Origin of the sequence: Pantoea sp. BJ2 (assembly GCF_040255075.1) — a bacterium.
In the GTDB taxonomy this organism is placed as follows: domain Bacteria; phylum Pseudomonadota; class Gammaproteobacteria; order Enterobacterales; family Enterobacteriaceae; genus Pantoea; species Pantoea leporis.
Map to the genome: position 1 here is coordinate 2,014,874 of NZ_CP158292.1, position 15,952 is coordinate 2,030,825.

Consider the following 15,952-nt stretch of genomic DNA (forward strand, 5'->3'; position numbering starts at 1 on the left):
GCGGATGCATGAGCCACCTTTCGCTTCACCACATCACTAAAGCCTGGGGCGAGAAAATCGCCCTGGACGACATCAGCTTCGACGCGGCAGAAGGCGCGTTTGTCGCGCTGCTCGGTCCGTCGGGCTGCGGTAAATCGACGCTGCTGCGTACCATCGCCGGGCTGGAAACAGCCGATCGCGGGGCGATCCACTTTAATCATGTCGATATCACCCATCTGCCGCCGTCGCAACGCAAGCTATCGATGGTGTTTCAATCTTACGCGCTGTTTCCCCACCTCAACGTGCGTGAAAACCTGCTGTTTGGTTTGAAAGCGCGCGGCGAGGAGAAACAGTCGTTTGCTGCCCGCCTGGATAATGTCAGCAAGCTAATGGAGCTGGATAAGCTGCTGGATCGTTTGCCATCACAGCTCTCCGGCGGACAACAGCAGCGCGTGGCGCTGGGCCGTGCGGTGATCGCCAATAACACGCTGTGTTTAATGGATGAGCCGCTGTCGAACCTCGACGCCAGGCTGCGGCAAAGCATGCGCCGTGAAATCCGCGCGCTGCAGAAAAAACTCGGTTTGACCATGCTGTACGTCACGCACGATCAGACTGAAGCGATGAGCATGGCCGACAGCATTATCCTGCTCAACGATGGCCACATTGAACAGCACGGCACGCCAGACGATCTCTACAACAATCCCGCCAGCGTGTTTGCCGCACAGTTCATTGGCGCACCGCCGATGAACATCCTGCCGCTGCAGCGCAATGGCGCGCATCACTATCTGCTGCATCTCACCGCGCCGGTAGTGGAATACCGCGACGCGCCGCTGAGCCTTGGATTGCGTGCCGAAGATATCCAGCCGATCGCTGCAGAACAGGCGGCGCTGACCGCGCGGGTGATCAGTTCTGAATATATGGGCGCTGATACCTTGCTGGTGTGCCTGCTTGCTGGCATCAGCGAACCGCTGACCATTAAAGTGCCGGGCATGCAGCGCTTCACCGATGGCAGTGAAGTGGGATTGCAGTGGTCCGCCGCGCGGCAATATCTGTTTCATCGCGAGAGCGGTAAGCGCTGCGTGCCAGCCGAACAACAGATGTTTGCTTCACAGAAAAAATACGCCGTTTAACCGTTGTCATTTGCTCAAGGGAAAATCATGTCTGCGATTCGTTATTCACGTCTTTCTGCATTAGTTCTCGCCGTCACCACCTCAGCTTTTGCGGCTGAACCGGTCAAGCTGCAAATGTATTACCCGATTGCGGTGGGCGGCAAAGTGAGCCACACCGTGGATTCGCTGGTGGCGGATTTCCAGAAAGTGCATCCGGACGTGAGTATTCAGCCGGTGTATACCGGTGACTACGCCACCACCGTGACCAAAGCGCTGACCGCCTTTCGGGGTGGCAACGCACCGCAGCTGGCGGTGATCGGCGATATCGAAGCGTATTCACTGATTGATGCCGGTGCGATTGTGGCGGCCAGCGATTTAGCGCAGGGCGAGGAAGGCAAAAAATGGATCGACGGTTTCTACCCGGCGTTTCTGCGTCACATTGACGGCAAAGTGTGGGGCGTACCGTTCCAGCGTTCAACCGTGGTGATGTACTGGAACAAACAGGCGTTTGAGAAAGCCGGTTTGAATGCCGATACGCCACCGGCCAACTGGCAGCAGGTGGTCGAGTTCAGTAAGAAACTCACGATCAAAGATGCCAACGGCGTCAGCCAATGGGGCATCGAGATTCCGTCCACACCAAACGGCTACTGGAACTTCCAGGGCTTGTCCGCCACCAACGGTGGTCGCCTGGATAACGGCAAAGGCACAGCGGTGCACTTCAATACGCCGGGCAACGTGGAAACGCTGCAGTGGTTGACCGATCTCGGCCAGAAAGAGGACGTGTCGCCAAAGGGTGCCATTGCGTGGGGCACCACGCCGCAGGACTTCATCAGCGGCAAAACTGCCATGATGGTGACCACCACCGGCAACCTGACCAACGTGCGTGATAACGCGAAATTCCCGTTCGGTGTGGCGATGCTGCCGGAGAAAACCCAGCGCGGCAGCCCAACCGGCGGCGGCAACCTGTATGTCTTTAAAAATGCCTCGCCAGAACAGCAGAAAGCGGCGATGGAGTTTATCCGTTGGGTAACCTCCCCCGAGCAGGCGGCGCGCTGGAGCATCGCCACCGGTTATGTAGCGACCTCTCCGGCGGCATGGGATACCACGGTGATGAAGGATTACGTTAAAGAGGTTCCTCAGGCATTGGTGGCGCGTGAACAGCTGAAGTATGCGCAGCCAGAACTCTCGACTTACAACAGCGTGCAGATTCAGGATGCGCTCAATCACGCGGTAGAAGCGGCGGTGACGCAGGCGAAAACGCCAGCCGAAGCGCTGGAAGACGCGCAGAAGCAAGCCGATCGTCTGCTGAAGTCTTATCAATAATGACGAGCACGATTCTCACCGTCGCGCCGGTTCGTCGTCCCCGGTTATGGTCGATGCAGCTGTATGGCTACCTGCTGATTTTACCGGCACTGAGTTTTTTACTGCTGTTTACGCACTATCCGGCGGTTGCGACCGTATGGGAAAGCCTGTTCAGCGCAGCACGTAACGGTCGTCCAGCCCATTTTGTTGGGCTGGATAACTATCTTGCGCTGCTGGATGACGACATCTTCATTCAGTCGCTGTGGAATAACCTGCTGTATGCGTTGATCACCATTCCGCTGGCGGTCACGCTGGCGCTGCTGATGGCGCTGGCGGTCAATCGTCACATGCGTGCCAATGCGCTGGTGCGCACTGCGTTCTTTATTCCTTCGCTGCTGCCGATGATCGCCATCGCCAATCTGTGGCTGTTCTTCTACACGCCGCAGCTGGGTTTGCTGAATAAGCTGCTGGCGCTGTTTTCGCTGCCAGCGATGAACTGGCTCGGCGAACCGGGTAGCGCCTTGTACTGTTTGATGGCGGTATCGGTATGGCGCGAAGCGGGCTTCTTTATGATCTTTTATCTCGCCGCTTTGCAGCAGATCGATCCGCGCCTGAGCGAAGCCGCGCAGATAGAAGGGGCGTCACGCCGCTATTTCTTCCGCCGCGTGCAGTGGCCGCTGCTGATGCCCACCACGCTGTTTGTGCTGATCAATGCCTCGATGAATGCGTTTCGCATCGTCGATCAGGTGATCGCGATGACCAACGGCGGGCCGAATAACAGCAGTAGCCTGCTGCTGTTCTACATCTATCGCACTGCCTTCAGCTTCTGGGATATGCCCGCCGCAGCGGCAATGACGGTGGTACTGCTAGTGATCCTCGCCACGATTGCACTGCTTAAATTCAACCTGCTGGACAAGCGAGCCCATTACCAATGAAGCCGACAATCACGTTTGGTCGCCTGTGTCTGAATATGGGCATTGGGCTTGCCGCGTTGCTGTGGTTTTTACCGATTCTGGTGGCGATCTGGGTGGCGATTCATCCGGCATCCGATCAGGCGAGCTTTTCGCTTTTTTCGCCGCTGACCTTGCAGAACTTCGTTAATGCCTGGCACGCCGCGCCCTTTGGTCGCTACTTCCTCAATACCAGCTTGCTGGTGCTGATGATTGTGGTGGTGCAGCTGATTCTGGCGACCATGGCCGCTTACGCATTAGTGCGCTTCCGCCTGAAATTCTCCGGCGCGATCTTCGCGCTGATTCTGCTGCAGCTGATGATCAGCCCCGACGTGCTGATTCTGAATAACTACAAAACCATCGGCGCGCTGGGTTTCCGCGATACGCTAACCGGTATCGCGCTGCCGTATTTCTCCTCGGCCTTCGCCATCTTTCTGCTGCGCCAGACCTTTAAAAGTATTCCGCTGGTATTGGAAGAGGCGGCGATTGTGGAAGGTGCCAGCCGCTTTTACATTCTGCGCAAGATTTATATTCCGCTGGCGAAGCCGATTTATGTGGCGTTTGCGCTGGTGTCGATCAGCTTCCACTGGAATGATTTCCTCTGGCCGCTGGTGATCACCGATTCCGTCAACGTGCGGCCGCTCACCGTGGGCCTGCAACTGTTCTCGGCGCCGGAGCAGGGCGTGCAATGGGCGTTGATTGGCGCTGCTACGTTAATGACGACGTTGCCGCTGTTAGTGCTGTTCCTGATCTTCCAGCGTCAGTTTATTCAATCGTTTATGCGTGCTGGTATTCGCTAAGGAGTGATTTTCGTGTCTTATCCGCATCCGCTGACTGAACTGCAGCGTGAACTGCTGGGCGATGTCGCCGAGCTCTATGCCTTGCCCGATGTGCGTTCCGCGCCGCTGAGCAGCACGCTGCGTTTTGGTTTGATTGCCGATCCGCAATATGCCGACATCGACGCCGATATGGCGAAAAATCTCTACTATCGTCACGCGCTGCATAAGCTGCCGCAGGCGATTGCGGTGTTGAATCAGCAGCCGCTGGATTTTGTCGTTACGCTGGGGGATTTAGTCGATCGCGACTGGAACAGCTACGCGGCGATATTGCCGATTTACGATCGCCTCGAACATCCACATGCGGTGGTGCTGGGTAATCACGATGCGCAGACCATCGCGCAGCATCTCAACGAAGCCGCTGCGCTACCCAAAAGCTATTACGCCTTTGGGCTGCAGGGCTGGCGTTTTATTGTTTATGACGGCAACGACATCAGCCTCTATTGCAACACGCAGAACGGTGACGATCGCAAGCAGGCGGAGGCGATGCTGGTGGACCTCACCGCGCGCCAGCAGCCGCAGGCGAAACCCTGGAACGGTGCGGTAGGAACGCAGCAACTGGCGTGGATTGAGCAGCAGTTGCAGCAAGCCCGCCAGCAAGAGGAGAAAGTGGTGGTGTTTGGGCATTATCCGCTGGCGCCGCATAACAGCCACAACTTACTCAACGGCAGCACGCTGGCAGAGCTGCTTTCTAGTTACAACATACTATGCTGTTTCTCTGGACACGATCATCGCGGCGGCTTTGCGCGCATCGGTCAAACAGGCTTCTATACGCTCAAAGGGATGCTGGATGGGGCAGAAGAGGTGCCGTTTGCGGTGGTTGAAATTGAGGGCGATGAAGTTATCGTGAAAGAATATGGTGTCGAGTCGCCATTTATGGCGACCACTCATGATGATGCCGGCATCTGCCCGCGCTGACGAAGAGTCGCAATCTCTTCGGCGCGTTGCAGCAACTGCTGCAAATCATCCTCATCGATATCCAGCACTTCACCGCTTTCCAGCGCCTGATGCAGGTCTTCACGCGTAATCGCTACGTCGATCACCACAGGCGGCGCTTTGGTTTCCGTTGCCGCCAGCGGATGCGGATAACGACGTCCGGCGAGATTGTTAAACAGCAACGCCAGCAGCGCGAGGCAAACCGAGTTCAACAGCACCGGCGTCAGAATAAAGTGGTAACCCAGCTGCTGGACGCCGTTACCGCCCAAAATTGCGGTCAGCGCCACCGCGCCGCTCGGTGGATGCAAACAGCGCAGTTGAAACATCAACGCGATCGTCACACAGGCCGCGATACCACACGCCAGCGCGGGATGGGGAACCCACAGCGCGGTGGTGACGCCAACAACGCCCGCCACCAAATTGCCGCCGACAATTGACCACGGCTGCGCCAGCGGACTGTTCGGCAGACCAAACAGTAATACCGCTGAAGCGCCCATCGGCGCGACAAACCACAGATTCACTCCACCCAGCAGCCAGTGGCTGGTCAGGCTGGTCATCATTAAACCCAATCCCGCGCCAATGCTGGCGATGACCATCTGCTTTCTGCCTCCCGGTAACGGATGAGGCCAAAGGCGGGCCAGAAAGGTGCGCACGGAGGTTATCCACGTCACCGATGGCTGATTTGTCATTACGAAATCACTCTGTCATAAGAAAAAACGATGGGTGCGAATTGTCGCTGATCGATCCGCTGACAACAACCACATTGTTAGTGTGCTGTTATATCGTGGTAAGAGAAATGCTGATGATTGTCGCGAGGCTTAACCAACGCCTAAGGTTGCTGTATAGTCCGTTTTTTTTCGGAGGAACCATGCTGCCTAACTCATCCACACGCCTGAACAAATACATCAGCGAGAGCGGAATCTGCTCACGCCGCGATGCCGATCGTTACATCGAGCAAGGCAACGTTTTCATTAACGGTAAACGCGCTGCCGTCGGTGCGCAGGTGTTTGCAGGGGATGAAGTCAAAGTGAACGGGCAGCTGATTGAGCCGCGTGACGAAGAAGATTTAGTGCTGATTGCGCTGAACAAACCGGTGGGCATCATCACCACCATGGAAGAGGGTGAGCGTGACAACATTGGTGATTTCGTTAATCACAGCAAGCGCGTGTTCCCGATTGGTCGCCTTGATAAAGATTCGCAGGGACTGATTTTCCTCACCAACCACGGCGATCTGGTGAATAAAATCCTGCGTGCCGGTAATAACCACGAAAAAGAGTATGTGGTCACCGTTGATAAACCGATCACCGATGAATTTATTGCCGGAATGGGCGCGGGCGTACCGATGCTCGGCACCGTCACCAAAAAGTGCAAAGTTAAAAAAGAGTCGACCTTTGTCTTCCGCATCATTCTGGTTCAGGGGCTGAATCGTCAGATTCGTCGAATGACCAAGCACTTCGGCTTTGAAGTGACCAAGCTTGAACGTACGCGCATCATGAACGTCAGCCTGAAAGGGATTCCGCTCGGCGAGTGGCGCGATTTGACCGATGACGAGCTGATCGATCTGTTCAAACTGATTGAAGACTCATCATCCGAAGATCAAAAAACGCAGAAGACGCAGGCGAAAAAGAAACCCGCCAGCGCGGCGAAAAAGCCCGCGACGGTTGGCGCTAAACCGGGTGAGAAAGCGGGGGCAAAACCGGCTAATCGCCAGCGTTTCGCCCAGCCAGGTCGTAAGAAGAAAGGGCGTTAATTTTCTTTCCCCGCGCACAGCGCGCGGGGAAAAACCGTCACTTGTCGTTGCCAAACCCTTGCTTCTTCAGCGCGTCCAGCACGTGCGGGAAGTAAATCTTGTGATAATAACCGCTAACGCTTTCACTCCAGCTCTCGCCATCCTCACGTCCGGTATTTTTCCAGTGCTGCACCATCTCCTGATTGTAGGCAGCGATGTGTTGCTCCAGTCCATCACGTTGATAGCGCTCTTCATGACGGAAGGTGGCCAGCGGCAGACGCGGCTTCTGATGCGCAGGCTGATCGACATGGCCAATCACCACGCCCGCCACCGGGAAAGTATATTCCGGCAAATCCAGTAAGCGGATTAACGCCTGCGCATCGCGACGAATACCGCCAATCGGCACAATGCCCAAACCTTCTGCACGCGCTGCCGCCATGATAGAACCCAACGCAATACCCACATCGGTTGAGCCCGACACAATGCTTTCGATGCTCTGCTGCGCGATCTGCTCGCGGTCGATAGCGTTCATCGCCAGACGCGATTTATGCATATCCAGCACCAAGGTAATAAACACCGGCGCTTTGGCAATCCACGGCTGACCGCCAGCAATCTGGGAGATTTGTGCGCGTCTTTCAGCATCGCGCGTCACCACCAAAGAGACCTGCTGCGAGTTCACCGAGGTTGGCGCGCGATAGGCGGCCGAAATGATGCGATCCAGCACCGCATCCGCAACGGGAAGGTCGGTAAAACTGCGATCGCTTTTATGACTGGTGAAAATATCGATTAATGAACTCATGGATCCTCCTGATTGGGAGGCGAGAGCGTAGCAGAAGAGAGAGTGATGTGACTTAACCGTTGTTGCCGTGGCTAACTACTTCTTTTGAATAAGCAAAGTGCGGAATGGGATAAGCGATGAGACCGGTGCATAAAGCACCGGCTAAGCGACTCTGGCTTCAGCGACAGCCGGATGAACGCTGCGATCGGGTCCGCTCAGCATCACCGGTTTACCGGAACGTAATCCGCGCTGGAACTGGGTCATGCGTTCATGGCTGATCCCGGCACCGCACCACAACAGGTGATGATCGTGGCGGCTTTCTGAACTGTACAGCATCGGTTGTGAGGTTTGATCTACCTCGACGCAGAACCCTTGTCCGGTAAGGCGAATGGCTTCCAGCCACACTTCCGTTTCATCGCCGGTGCTGACCACTTCCAGTAACAGTGGCATCTGCTGCTGACGGGCTGAAGCGCGTTTTACACAGTCGCTGTGATGAACGATCGCTTCATGAAAGCGCGTTAACCTGCGTGATGCCCCGCGACGCGTATCATCACGCAGCCAGCGGTTGAGCGGTTTCATCAGCACATTGACGAAATCGTCGCTGCTGTAATCGCCCGCCAGATTGCGCACAGTACGCGCCAGTTCTCGATCAGAGCCTAACTCCAGCTGCCGTAACAGATCGCCGCGGCGTGCCACCCAACCAGACGAAGAGTAATCGAGCCCGCAGTGTCGGCCTTGATAGATTTGCCACAGCGTGGCGCCACCCGAGGTCAATGCCATCATGGCGAGCACTTCATCAACCTGATGTCGGCTCCAATCCTTATTGACGTGATTCTCAGAAATTAATCCACCGCGCAACCAGCGACGTAAATTGGCGCGGTTGGCACCGGTAATGGCGCAAACGGTTTCAGTTGAATAAAAGTTCATTACGAGCCCTCAGATAGAGGGTGAATGGCCGTGGGTGCTAATCCAGGATGAGTGACCATCCTGAACCTTATCTGTATGGATTACCAGTATCTTTACGTAACTGTGCATAAAAAACCGACAAAGCGCAGCGGGAAAAAACGCACCGAACTAGTGCGTATTGGCTATTACCAATCGCCAGCTAGCCTAAGGAGAAAATAGCATTATGGATAAAAAATGGCTGTGATAATTTTTATTTCACACGCCAGATAACAGGCGTCACACAACATTATTTTATTGTTTCCAGGGATATTAAGAATGAAAAAGCACCGCCTGGCAGGTCTGTTATTGGCTTCTCTATCACTATTATCAGGAATGGCGCACGCCGAGGATCAACTGATTCCGTCGCTGGCGGGTAAACGCATTGGCATTACCGTCGCGGGTACCGATCACTACTGGGATTTGAAAGCTTATCAGGGACAAATCGATGAGGTGAAGCGCCTTGGCGGAACGCCGATTGCGCTGGATGGCGGGCGTAAAGAGTCGCAGCAAATTGCGCAGATTCAGACGCTTATTGCGCAAAAACCGGATGCCATCATTGAAACACTCGGCACAGCGTCGGTGCTGGAACCCTGGCTGAAAAAAATCCGCGAAGCGGGCATTCCTTTATTTACCGTTGATACCGCCAGCCCATCCAGTATTAACGTCACCACATCGGATAATTTTTATATTGGCGAACAGTTAGCATTAAAACTGGTAAACGACCTGCGCGGCGAAGGCAATATTTTGGTATTTAACGGTTTCTATGGCGTGCCGGTAGTAGCAATGCGCTACGACCAGTTAAAAGCCGTGCTGAAGTGGTATCCGAAAATTAAAATTATCCAACCTGAATTGCGCGATGTCATCCCGAATACCGTGCAGGATGCGTATGCGCAAATCAGTCAATTACTGAATAAATATCCGAAAGGTTCAGTGCAGGCGATTTGGGCGGCGTGGGATGTGCCGCAAATCGGTGCCACGCAGGCGGTAGACGCTGCCGGACGCAACGAAATCAAAACGTACGCGGTGGATGGCAGTCCGGATGTGGTGTCGCTGGTTAAAGATCCCAAATCCAGCGCGGCAGCGGTGGTGGCGCAGCAGCCGTATGTGATTGGCCAAACGGCGGTGCAGAACGTAGCGAAATACCTCGCTGGCGATCGTTCGTTGCCGCCCGCAACCTATGTGCCGTCGATTCTGGTGACTAAAGAGAACGCTGCCGAAGCGCAGAAAACCCTGGGTCAAACGGATGGTAAATAACGCGCCGCTGTTGCAACTGCACGCCATCAGCAAAGCTTTTGATGGCGTGCCTGCGCTGCAATCGGTGTCGCTCAGCGTGCATGCCGGTGAAGTACACGGCTTGATTGGCCATAACGGTGCGGGTAAATCGACGCTGATCAAAGTGTTAGGCGGCATTCACGCCGCCGATCGCGGCAGCATCGAGCTGGATGGCCAGCCGCTTACGCTCACTACGCCCGCGCAGGCGCAACGCCAGGGCATCGCCATCGTGCATCAGGAGCGATTGTTGCCCGGCTCGCTAACGGTGGCGGAAGCGCTGTGGCTTGGCAACGAACCGCGCTTAGCCGGTACGCCGTTTATCCTGCGACGTCGTATGCGCCAGCAGGCAGAGCAGCAGCTGCAGCAGCACTTTGGTTTGCAACTCGATCCTGATGCGTTGATCGCCACGCTGAGCGTGGCGGAGCAGCAACTGGTGCAAATCTGTCGCGTGCTGCAAAACGCGCCGCGCGTGGTGGTGCTGGATGAACCGACCGCCGCGCTGGCGCGCCATGAAGTGCATGCTCTGTTCCGGGTAATTGAACGCATGCGCCAGCAGGGCATCGCGCTGCTTTATGTTTCGCACTATCTCGATGAAATTCAGGAACTGTGTCAACGCGTCACGGTGCTGCGTGACGGCAAAGACGTGGCGCAGTTCAACGCAGATCAACTATCACCGGCGGCACTGATCGCGGCGATGGTAGGCGACGCGCGTCATGAACTGGCACCGCGTCAGTCGCGCCGCGCCGGTGCGCAAGTACTGCAGGTTACTGCGCTCAGCGCGCCCGGCAGTTTTCACAGTGTGTCGTTCACCGGCCGACAAGGCGAGATCATCGGCATCACCGGCTTGTTAGGTTCCGGCGGTAAAGCGCTGATTCGCGCGCTGTTCGGGCTGGAAAACGGCGTTAGCGGCAAGGTTACGCTGGGCGAAGTGAGCGGCGTGCCGGCTTCTCCACATGCCGCAGTGAAGCGCGGTATCGCCTTTGTACCGGAGGATCGCCGCGCCAACGGCGTCGCGTTAAATTTGTCATTGCGTGACAATGTCACCTTAACCACGGTGCAGCGCTTGCTGCGCTGGGGCGGCGTTTCGCGTCAGGCGGAGAGCGAGTTGGTGGCGAAGAACATTCAGCAACTGGATATCCGCACGCCGGGGCAGCTGGCGGCGCTGCGTCAGCTTTCGGGCGGCAACCAACAGAAAGCGGTGCTGGCCAAATGGTTAAACACCGGTGCGCGTCTGTATTTGCTGGATGAGCCCACGGTGGGCGTTGATATTGCGGCTAAGGCGGCGATTTATCACACATTGCAGCAGTTGGCTGATGACGGCGCCCTGATTCTGGTGTTCTCCACCGATTTACTCGAACTGCAAACGCTGGCCGATCGCATTATGGTGTTGGCGCGCGGCGAACATGTCGCCACGCTGGAGGCACAGCACACCAGCCATCAGGAAATTCTCTCCTGGGCTTCGGGCACCGGCGCGTTAACGGAGCGTGCTTCATGAGTGATGTTACCCAATCTGCACCGCTTGTAGCACCGCGCAGCGTGCGTGGTCAGCAGTGGCTGCAACACGTTTCGCTGCTGATTATTGTGCTGGTTTTAGCCGTCTTTGCCTGGTTGTCGCCGATTTTTCTTACGGTGATGAATCTTGGCAACGTGCTGCAGCAGACTGCGGTGGTTGGCACGCTGGCGCTTGGCTTAACACTGGTTTTAAGCGGCGGCGGCTTGCAGGGTATTACCGGCGGCATTGATCTGTCGATTGCCGCCAACCTTGGCCTAAGTGCGGCGGTGTTTGCCAGCCAGCTCAACGCCGGTCAGCCCATCGCGATTGCCTTGCTGCTGACGCTGTTAACCGGTGCGGCTGTGGGTTTGTTTAACGCGCTGGCGATTGTCTGGCTGGGGATTTTGCCGCTGCTGGCAACGCTCACCAGCATGAATATCGCTATCGGCCTGGAAATGGTGCTGACCAGCAACGCCTCGGTGTCGGCCAGCAGCGATCTGCAAAATCTGTTGTTAAGCAACGGCCCTTTAGCGGTGTCGTGGCTGGGCTGGTCGTTTCTGCTGCTGGCGTTTGGCATGATCGCCTTGAGCCGCCTGACGTCCTTTGGCCTGCGCTTGCAGGCGGTGGGCAGCCATCCGCAGGCGGCGAATGCGGCGGGCATCGGCGTTAAACGCTATCAGGGTTTGAGCTACGTGTTGTGTGGCGTCAGCGCGGCTATCGCGGCAATTGCGTCGGTGTCGCTACTAAGCGGCAGTTCGCCTGGCGCCAACGACAATCTGTTGATGGTGATCGCGGCGGCGCTATTGGGCGTGGTGTTTTCCCGTCGTCTGGTGCCGACACTTGGCGGCGCACTGATTAGCGCGCTATTTCTCAGCCTGATTGCCAACGGCTTTCAGCTGATCAATGTCTCAAGTTACTGGATAAACGGCGTCGAAGGCGTGTTGATCCTATTAGTGGTGGCGTTAACCGCGCTGTTACGTCGTCGCCAGTCAAGGAGAACGCAAGGTGTCTGACTCTTTGTTATCACCTGTCGCGCCACGCCCGCGCCAGACCGGCTGGCTGCGCGCCATCATCGTGCTGACCTTTGTAGCGCTGCTCGTGTTCTTTATTATCGCGGTGCCCGCTTTTGCCACTGTCTCCAATATTCGCAGTGTGTTGCTCAATAACGTCGCGCCGCTGGCGATCGTCGCCCTGGCGATGACGTTGGTGACACGCATTGGCGCGATTGATCTCTCGGTGGGCACGGCGATCGATATTGCCTGTCTGGTTTTGGTGACACTGGTGCTGCATCAGGTCAGTTTGCCAGTGGCGCTGTTCGCGGCATTAATTGCCGCGCTGCTGGTTGGCGTGTTTAACGCCTTTTTGGTGACACAGTTAGGCGTGGAGCCGTTTCTCGCCACGCTTGGCACGCTGTTTATCGGACAAAGCGTGCAGCAGCTGTCGTCAAATGGCGGACAACCGGTTTATCTGCTGAGCCAGAAACTGCCCGATGGTTTTTCGGCGATAGGTCACGGCGCGCTGCTCGGCATTCCGCTGCCGTTGTGGCTATTGTTCCTGGTAGCGCTGGCGCTCTATCAGTTGCTGCATCGCAGCGCCACCGGCCGTTCATTGCGGGTAATGGGCGAGCAGTACAGCGTTGCGCAGCATTCGGGCGTGCCAGTGAAACGACTCACTGCGCTGGCGTTTATTCTCGCGGCGTTGATTGCCGGTATCGTCGGTTTGATTCTGGCGGCCAACGTCAAAGCCTGGGTGCCGCTGTCGGGCAATGCCTATCTGCTGAATGCGATTGGTGCCAGTTTTATTGGCGCCACCTTCGCGCCATCACGTCGGCCCAATGTGTTAGGCACGCTGCTTGGCGTGGTGCTGCTGAGCTTTATCGCCAACGGCTTGCTGCTGGTCGGCTGGAATTTTTACTGGCAACAGGTCGCCACCGGCGGATTAATTTTCATTGTGCTGGCCGTCGGGGCTCTGCGCGCGCGTCATCACAGCTGAGAGAGGTCAAAGATGAGCCGGGCACCGTTTTTACTGTTTGGTTTTATGATGAATGTGCCGGGCCACATCTCCGCAGGATTGTGGCGGCATCCGCAGGATCAGGCTCATCGCTATACCGAATTGCGTTACTGGACCGATATTGCCCAACAGCTGGATCGCGCCGGGTTTGATGCGCTGTTCATCGCCGATGCGCTGGGTCAGTTGGACGTGTGGCAAAACAAGCCGGACGCGGCGTTGCGTCTGGCGACACAAATGCCGGTTAACGATCCACTATTGCTGGTTTCTGCAATGGCAGCGGTGACGCAACATCTGGGCTTTGGCATCACCGTTTCTACCACCTACGAACAGCCGTATCTGCTTGCGCGCAAATTCACCACGCTTGATCACCTGAGCAACGGGCGCATCGCCTGGAATGTGGTGACGTCAATGCTGGATTCAGCGGCACGTAATCTGGGGCTGACGCAGCAAATTCCGCACGATGAACGCTACGATCGCGCGCAGGAGTTTCTCGATATCACCGGCAAGTTGTGGGAAGGATCGTGGGAAGAGGACGCGGTGCGGCGCGATAAGCAAAACAGCGTGTATAGCGATCCGGCCAAAGTGCACGCTATCAAACATGCCGGGCGCTGGTATCAGGTACCGGATGCGCACCTAAGCGAGCCCAGTCCGCAGCGCACGCCGGTGCTGTTTCAGGCGGGAACCTCCAGTCGCGGGGCGCAATTCGCTGCACGCAACGCGGAAGTAATTTTTCTCGGCGGCGTTACGCCGCAGGCCATTGCTGCGGATATCCAACGTATTCGCCAGTTAGCCGCAGCAGAAGGGCGCAATGCGGCTTCGCTGCGTTTCGTCACGGCTATCACGGTGATCACCGCAGAGAGTGATGAAGCCGCGCAGGCTAAATATCGCGATTATCAGCAGTACATCAGCGAAGAGGCCGCGCTGGCGCTGTTCTCTGCGTGGACCGGTATCGACTGTTCACAGGAGGATTTGGATACGCCGCTAGCGTTTCGTGAAACCGATGCCTGTCGCTCAGCCTTAGCCAGCCTGACGCGCATTGACGATCAAAAACGCTGGACGCTGCGTGATGCGGCGCGCTACATCGGCATTGGCGGATTGCATCCGCTGCTGATCGGCGGTCCGGAGAGTATCGCCGATCAGCTGGAACAGTTTGCCGCGGAGTCAGGTGTTGATGGCTTCAATCTGGCGTGGGCGATTAGTCCCGGCAGCTTTGAGGATTTTATCCAGCATGTGATGCCGGTGCTGCGTAGCCGAGGGCTTATCCGTGAAACGCCCGCGCAAGCCGTGACGTTGCGCGAACGGTTGTTTGGTCAGCCGCGACTCACGGCTGACCATCCAGCGGCACGTTTTCGCCACCGTTAATTCCATGCATGGCGCGGCGGCGGGGTGCCATTTAGGTAATAATTGCCGACGTGGTAATACTTCCAGCGCACCGGATCGTGCAAGGTGTGGGTGCGCGCATTGCGCCAGTGGCGATCGAGGTTGAACTCCTGCAGCGTTGAGCGTGTACCCGCCAGTTCGAACAGCTTGTTACCTGCCAGAATAGCGATTTCGGTAGTTAACACTTTGGCTTCAGCGGTAGCGACCGTTGCCGCAGCCACCGTGCTTTCATCGGGTTGCCGCAGCGCCAGATCAATCGCTTCGCCAGCGCGCCACAGTAAGGCTTCAGCGGCGTGCAGGCGAATTTTCAAATCCCCGACTGCCGCCAGCGTAAAGTGATCATCGGATGCGCGCTCCTGGCCGCTATCAATCCACGGACGTGACCGCTCGCGCACAAAATGCAGCGTGTCTTCAACAGTGCCGCGAGCAATGCCCACATCCACCGCCGCCTGAATAATCTGCGAAATCGGACCGGCGGCAGTCGGGCGCTCAAACGCCTGATAAGCCGGGATCACGCGGGATAGCGGGGCGCGCACGTTCTCCAGCAGCACGGTGCCCGATGCCGTGGTGCGCTGACCAAAGCTCGACCAATTGTTAATGATGGTCACGCCCGGCGTGTTGCGATCCAGCACAATCAGATGCGCGCGATCCTGATCGTCGAGCGCCACTGCGTGAATTCGATGCGCCAGCAGTGCGCCGGTGGCGTAGAATTTCTCGCCGTTGATCACCACGTCATCACCTTCACGCTGAAAACGCGTCTGGAAATCGGCGACGGTGCGCGAATTCTTCTCGGAGAAAGCGTTGCCCCAGCGCAAGCCAACCAGCACTTCGCCCAGCAGTTCTTGTTTCTGCGCCTCGCTGCCATCCGCCACCAGATGCGCCACGCCGGCTAAATGGTTCTGCGGTAGCTGACCGAGCGCGGAATCTGCCGCCGAAATGATGGCGATGACTTTCGCCACCGTCACCCAGGATACGCCCGCGCCGCCATAGATTTTAGGGATCGCCATCGCCCACAAGCCACTTTGTGAGAACGCATCCAATTCGTTGAGCGGCAAGATGCCTTCGCGGTCGCGCAGTGCGGCGTCACGCGCAAACTCTGTGGCCAGACGTTGAGCAATCTCAATGGCTTCGGCATCATCACGAATGATATGCGCCGGTTCAGCAGGTAAGGGAACGGGTGCTTCAGGCTGTTGGGAATTGACCTTCAGGATGTGGGTTTGGCTGAGCGACATGA

The 15,952-nt window shown here is 56.8% G+C and carries 15 protein-coding genes; 11 read left to right on the forward strand and 4 right to left on the reverse strand.

Annotated elements, in window-relative coordinates; all coding sequences use genetic code 11:
* The first annotated feature begins 8 nt into the window (after positions 1–8).
* From AAF463_RS09305 to AAF463_RS09325, 5 genes are read left to right on the forward strand one after another with little or no spacing between them, the layout of a single operon-like run.
* Complete coding sequence (locus tag AAF463_RS09305; protein WP_350261926.1) at positions 9–1,109, forward strand: ABC transporter ATP-binding protein; 1,101 nt, start codon at positions 9–11, stop codon at positions 1,107–1,109.
* 27 nt (positions 1,110–1,136) lie between these two features.
* Complete coding sequence (locus AAF463_RS09310) at positions 1,137–2,411, forward strand: ABC transporter substrate-binding protein (RefSeq protein ID WP_336767550.1); 1,275 nt, start codon at positions 1,137–1,139, stop codon at positions 2,409–2,411.
* Positions 2,411–3,325 carry a sugar ABC transporter permease gene (locus AAF463_RS09315; protein ID WP_350261927.1) on the forward strand — a complete coding sequence of 305 codons (915 nt, stop codon included), beginning with the start codon at positions 2,411–2,413 and terminating at the stop codon, positions 3,323–3,325. The genes AAF463_RS09310 and AAF463_RS09315 overlap by 1 nt, the downstream gene beginning before the upstream one ends.
* Positions 3,322–4,140, forward strand: coding sequence for a carbohydrate ABC transporter permease (locus tag AAF463_RS09320; RefSeq protein ID WP_110866140.1), 819 nt, complete (start codon positions 3,322–3,324; stop codon positions 4,138–4,140). The genes AAF463_RS09315 and AAF463_RS09320 overlap by 4 nt, the downstream gene beginning before the upstream one ends.
* Before the next feature lie 12 nt (positions 4,141–4,152).
* Positions 4,153–5,094, forward strand: coding sequence for a metallophosphoesterase (locus AAF463_RS09325; RefSeq protein ID WP_350261928.1), 942 nt, complete (start codon positions 4,153–4,155; stop codon positions 5,092–5,094).
* Here the strand turns inward: AAF463_RS09325 and AAF463_RS09330 are convergent.
* Entirely contained in the window at positions 5,064–5,801 is a 738-nt protein-coding gene (locus AAF463_RS09330; protein WP_350261929.1) for an HPP family protein, read from the reverse strand. The genes AAF463_RS09325 and AAF463_RS09330 overlap by 31 nt on opposite strands.
* Positions 5,802–5,980: 179 nt before the next feature.
* On the opposite strand from AAF463_RS09330, the gene rluF reads away from it, so the two are divergent.
* The gene (gene rluF, locus AAF463_RS09335; RefSeq protein WP_101764411.1) at positions 5,981–6,862 is read left to right on the forward strand and encodes a 23S rRNA pseudouridine(2604) synthase RluF; all 882 of its coding nucleotides are present in this window, start codon (positions 5,981–5,983) and stop codon (positions 6,860–6,862) included.
* A 37-nt stretch (positions 6,863–6,899) separates the two neighbouring features.
* Here rluF and AAF463_RS09340 read toward each other — a convergent pair whose 3' ends face one another.
* Both AAF463_RS09340 and AAF463_RS09345 read right to left on the reverse strand, forming a co-directional pair.
* Positions 6,900–7,640 (reverse strand): nitroreductase family protein, encoded by a 741-nt coding sequence (locus tag AAF463_RS09340; RefSeq protein ID WP_101764410.1) that lies wholly within the window; start codon positions 7,638–7,640, stop codon positions 6,900–6,902.
* A 141-nt stretch (positions 7,641–7,781) separates the two neighbouring features.
* Positions 7,782–8,546, reverse strand: coding sequence for a hypothetical protein (locus AAF463_RS09345; protein WP_110866144.1), 765 nt, complete (start codon positions 8,544–8,546; stop codon positions 7,782–7,784).
* Between the two features lie 294 nt (positions 8,547–8,840).
* Here AAF463_RS09345 and AAF463_RS09350 point away from each other — a divergent pair, with 294 nt between their 5' ends.
* Genes AAF463_RS09350 through AAF463_RS09370 form a run of 5 tightly spaced genes read left to right on the forward strand, consistent with a single transcriptional unit; the run spans position 8,841 to position 14,700 of the window.
* Positions 8,841–9,818, forward strand: coding sequence for a sugar ABC transporter substrate-binding protein (locus AAF463_RS09350; protein ID WP_350261930.1), 978 nt, complete (start codon positions 8,841–8,843; stop codon positions 9,816–9,818).
* Positions 9,808–11,331 carry a sugar ABC transporter ATP-binding protein gene (locus AAF463_RS09355; RefSeq protein ID WP_350261931.1) on the forward strand — a complete coding sequence of 508 codons (1,524 nt, stop codon included), beginning with the start codon at positions 9,808–9,810 and terminating at the stop codon, positions 11,329–11,331. The genes AAF463_RS09350 and AAF463_RS09355 overlap by 11 nt, the downstream gene beginning before the upstream one ends.
* Complete coding sequence (locus tag AAF463_RS09360; RefSeq protein WP_350261932.1) at positions 11,328–12,341, forward strand: ABC transporter permease; 1,014 nt, start codon at positions 11,328–11,330, stop codon at positions 12,339–12,341. Before AAF463_RS09355 ends, AAF463_RS09360 begins: the two co-directional genes overlap by 4 nt.
* Positions 12,334–13,320, forward strand: coding sequence for an ABC transporter permease (locus AAF463_RS09365; RefSeq protein WP_271459791.1), 987 nt, complete (start codon positions 12,334–12,336; stop codon positions 13,318–13,320). The genes AAF463_RS09360 and AAF463_RS09365 overlap by 8 nt, the downstream gene beginning before the upstream one ends.
* A gap of 12 nt (positions 13,321–13,332) precedes the next feature.
* Positions 13,333–14,700 carry an LLM class flavin-dependent oxidoreductase gene (locus AAF463_RS09370; protein WP_350261934.1) on the forward strand — a complete coding sequence of 456 codons (1,368 nt, stop codon included), beginning with the start codon at positions 13,333–13,335 and terminating at the stop codon, positions 14,698–14,700.
* Here AAF463_RS09370 and AAF463_RS09375 read toward each other — a convergent pair.
* A complete protein-coding gene (locus AAF463_RS09375) occupies positions 14,697–15,950 on the reverse strand; it encodes an SfnB family sulfur acquisition oxidoreductase (protein ID WP_350261935.1) in 1,254 nt (417 codons plus the stop codon). The two genes, AAF463_RS09370 and AAF463_RS09375, sit on opposite strands and share 4 nt — an antisense overlap.
* Positions 15,951–15,952 lie beyond the last annotated feature (2 nt).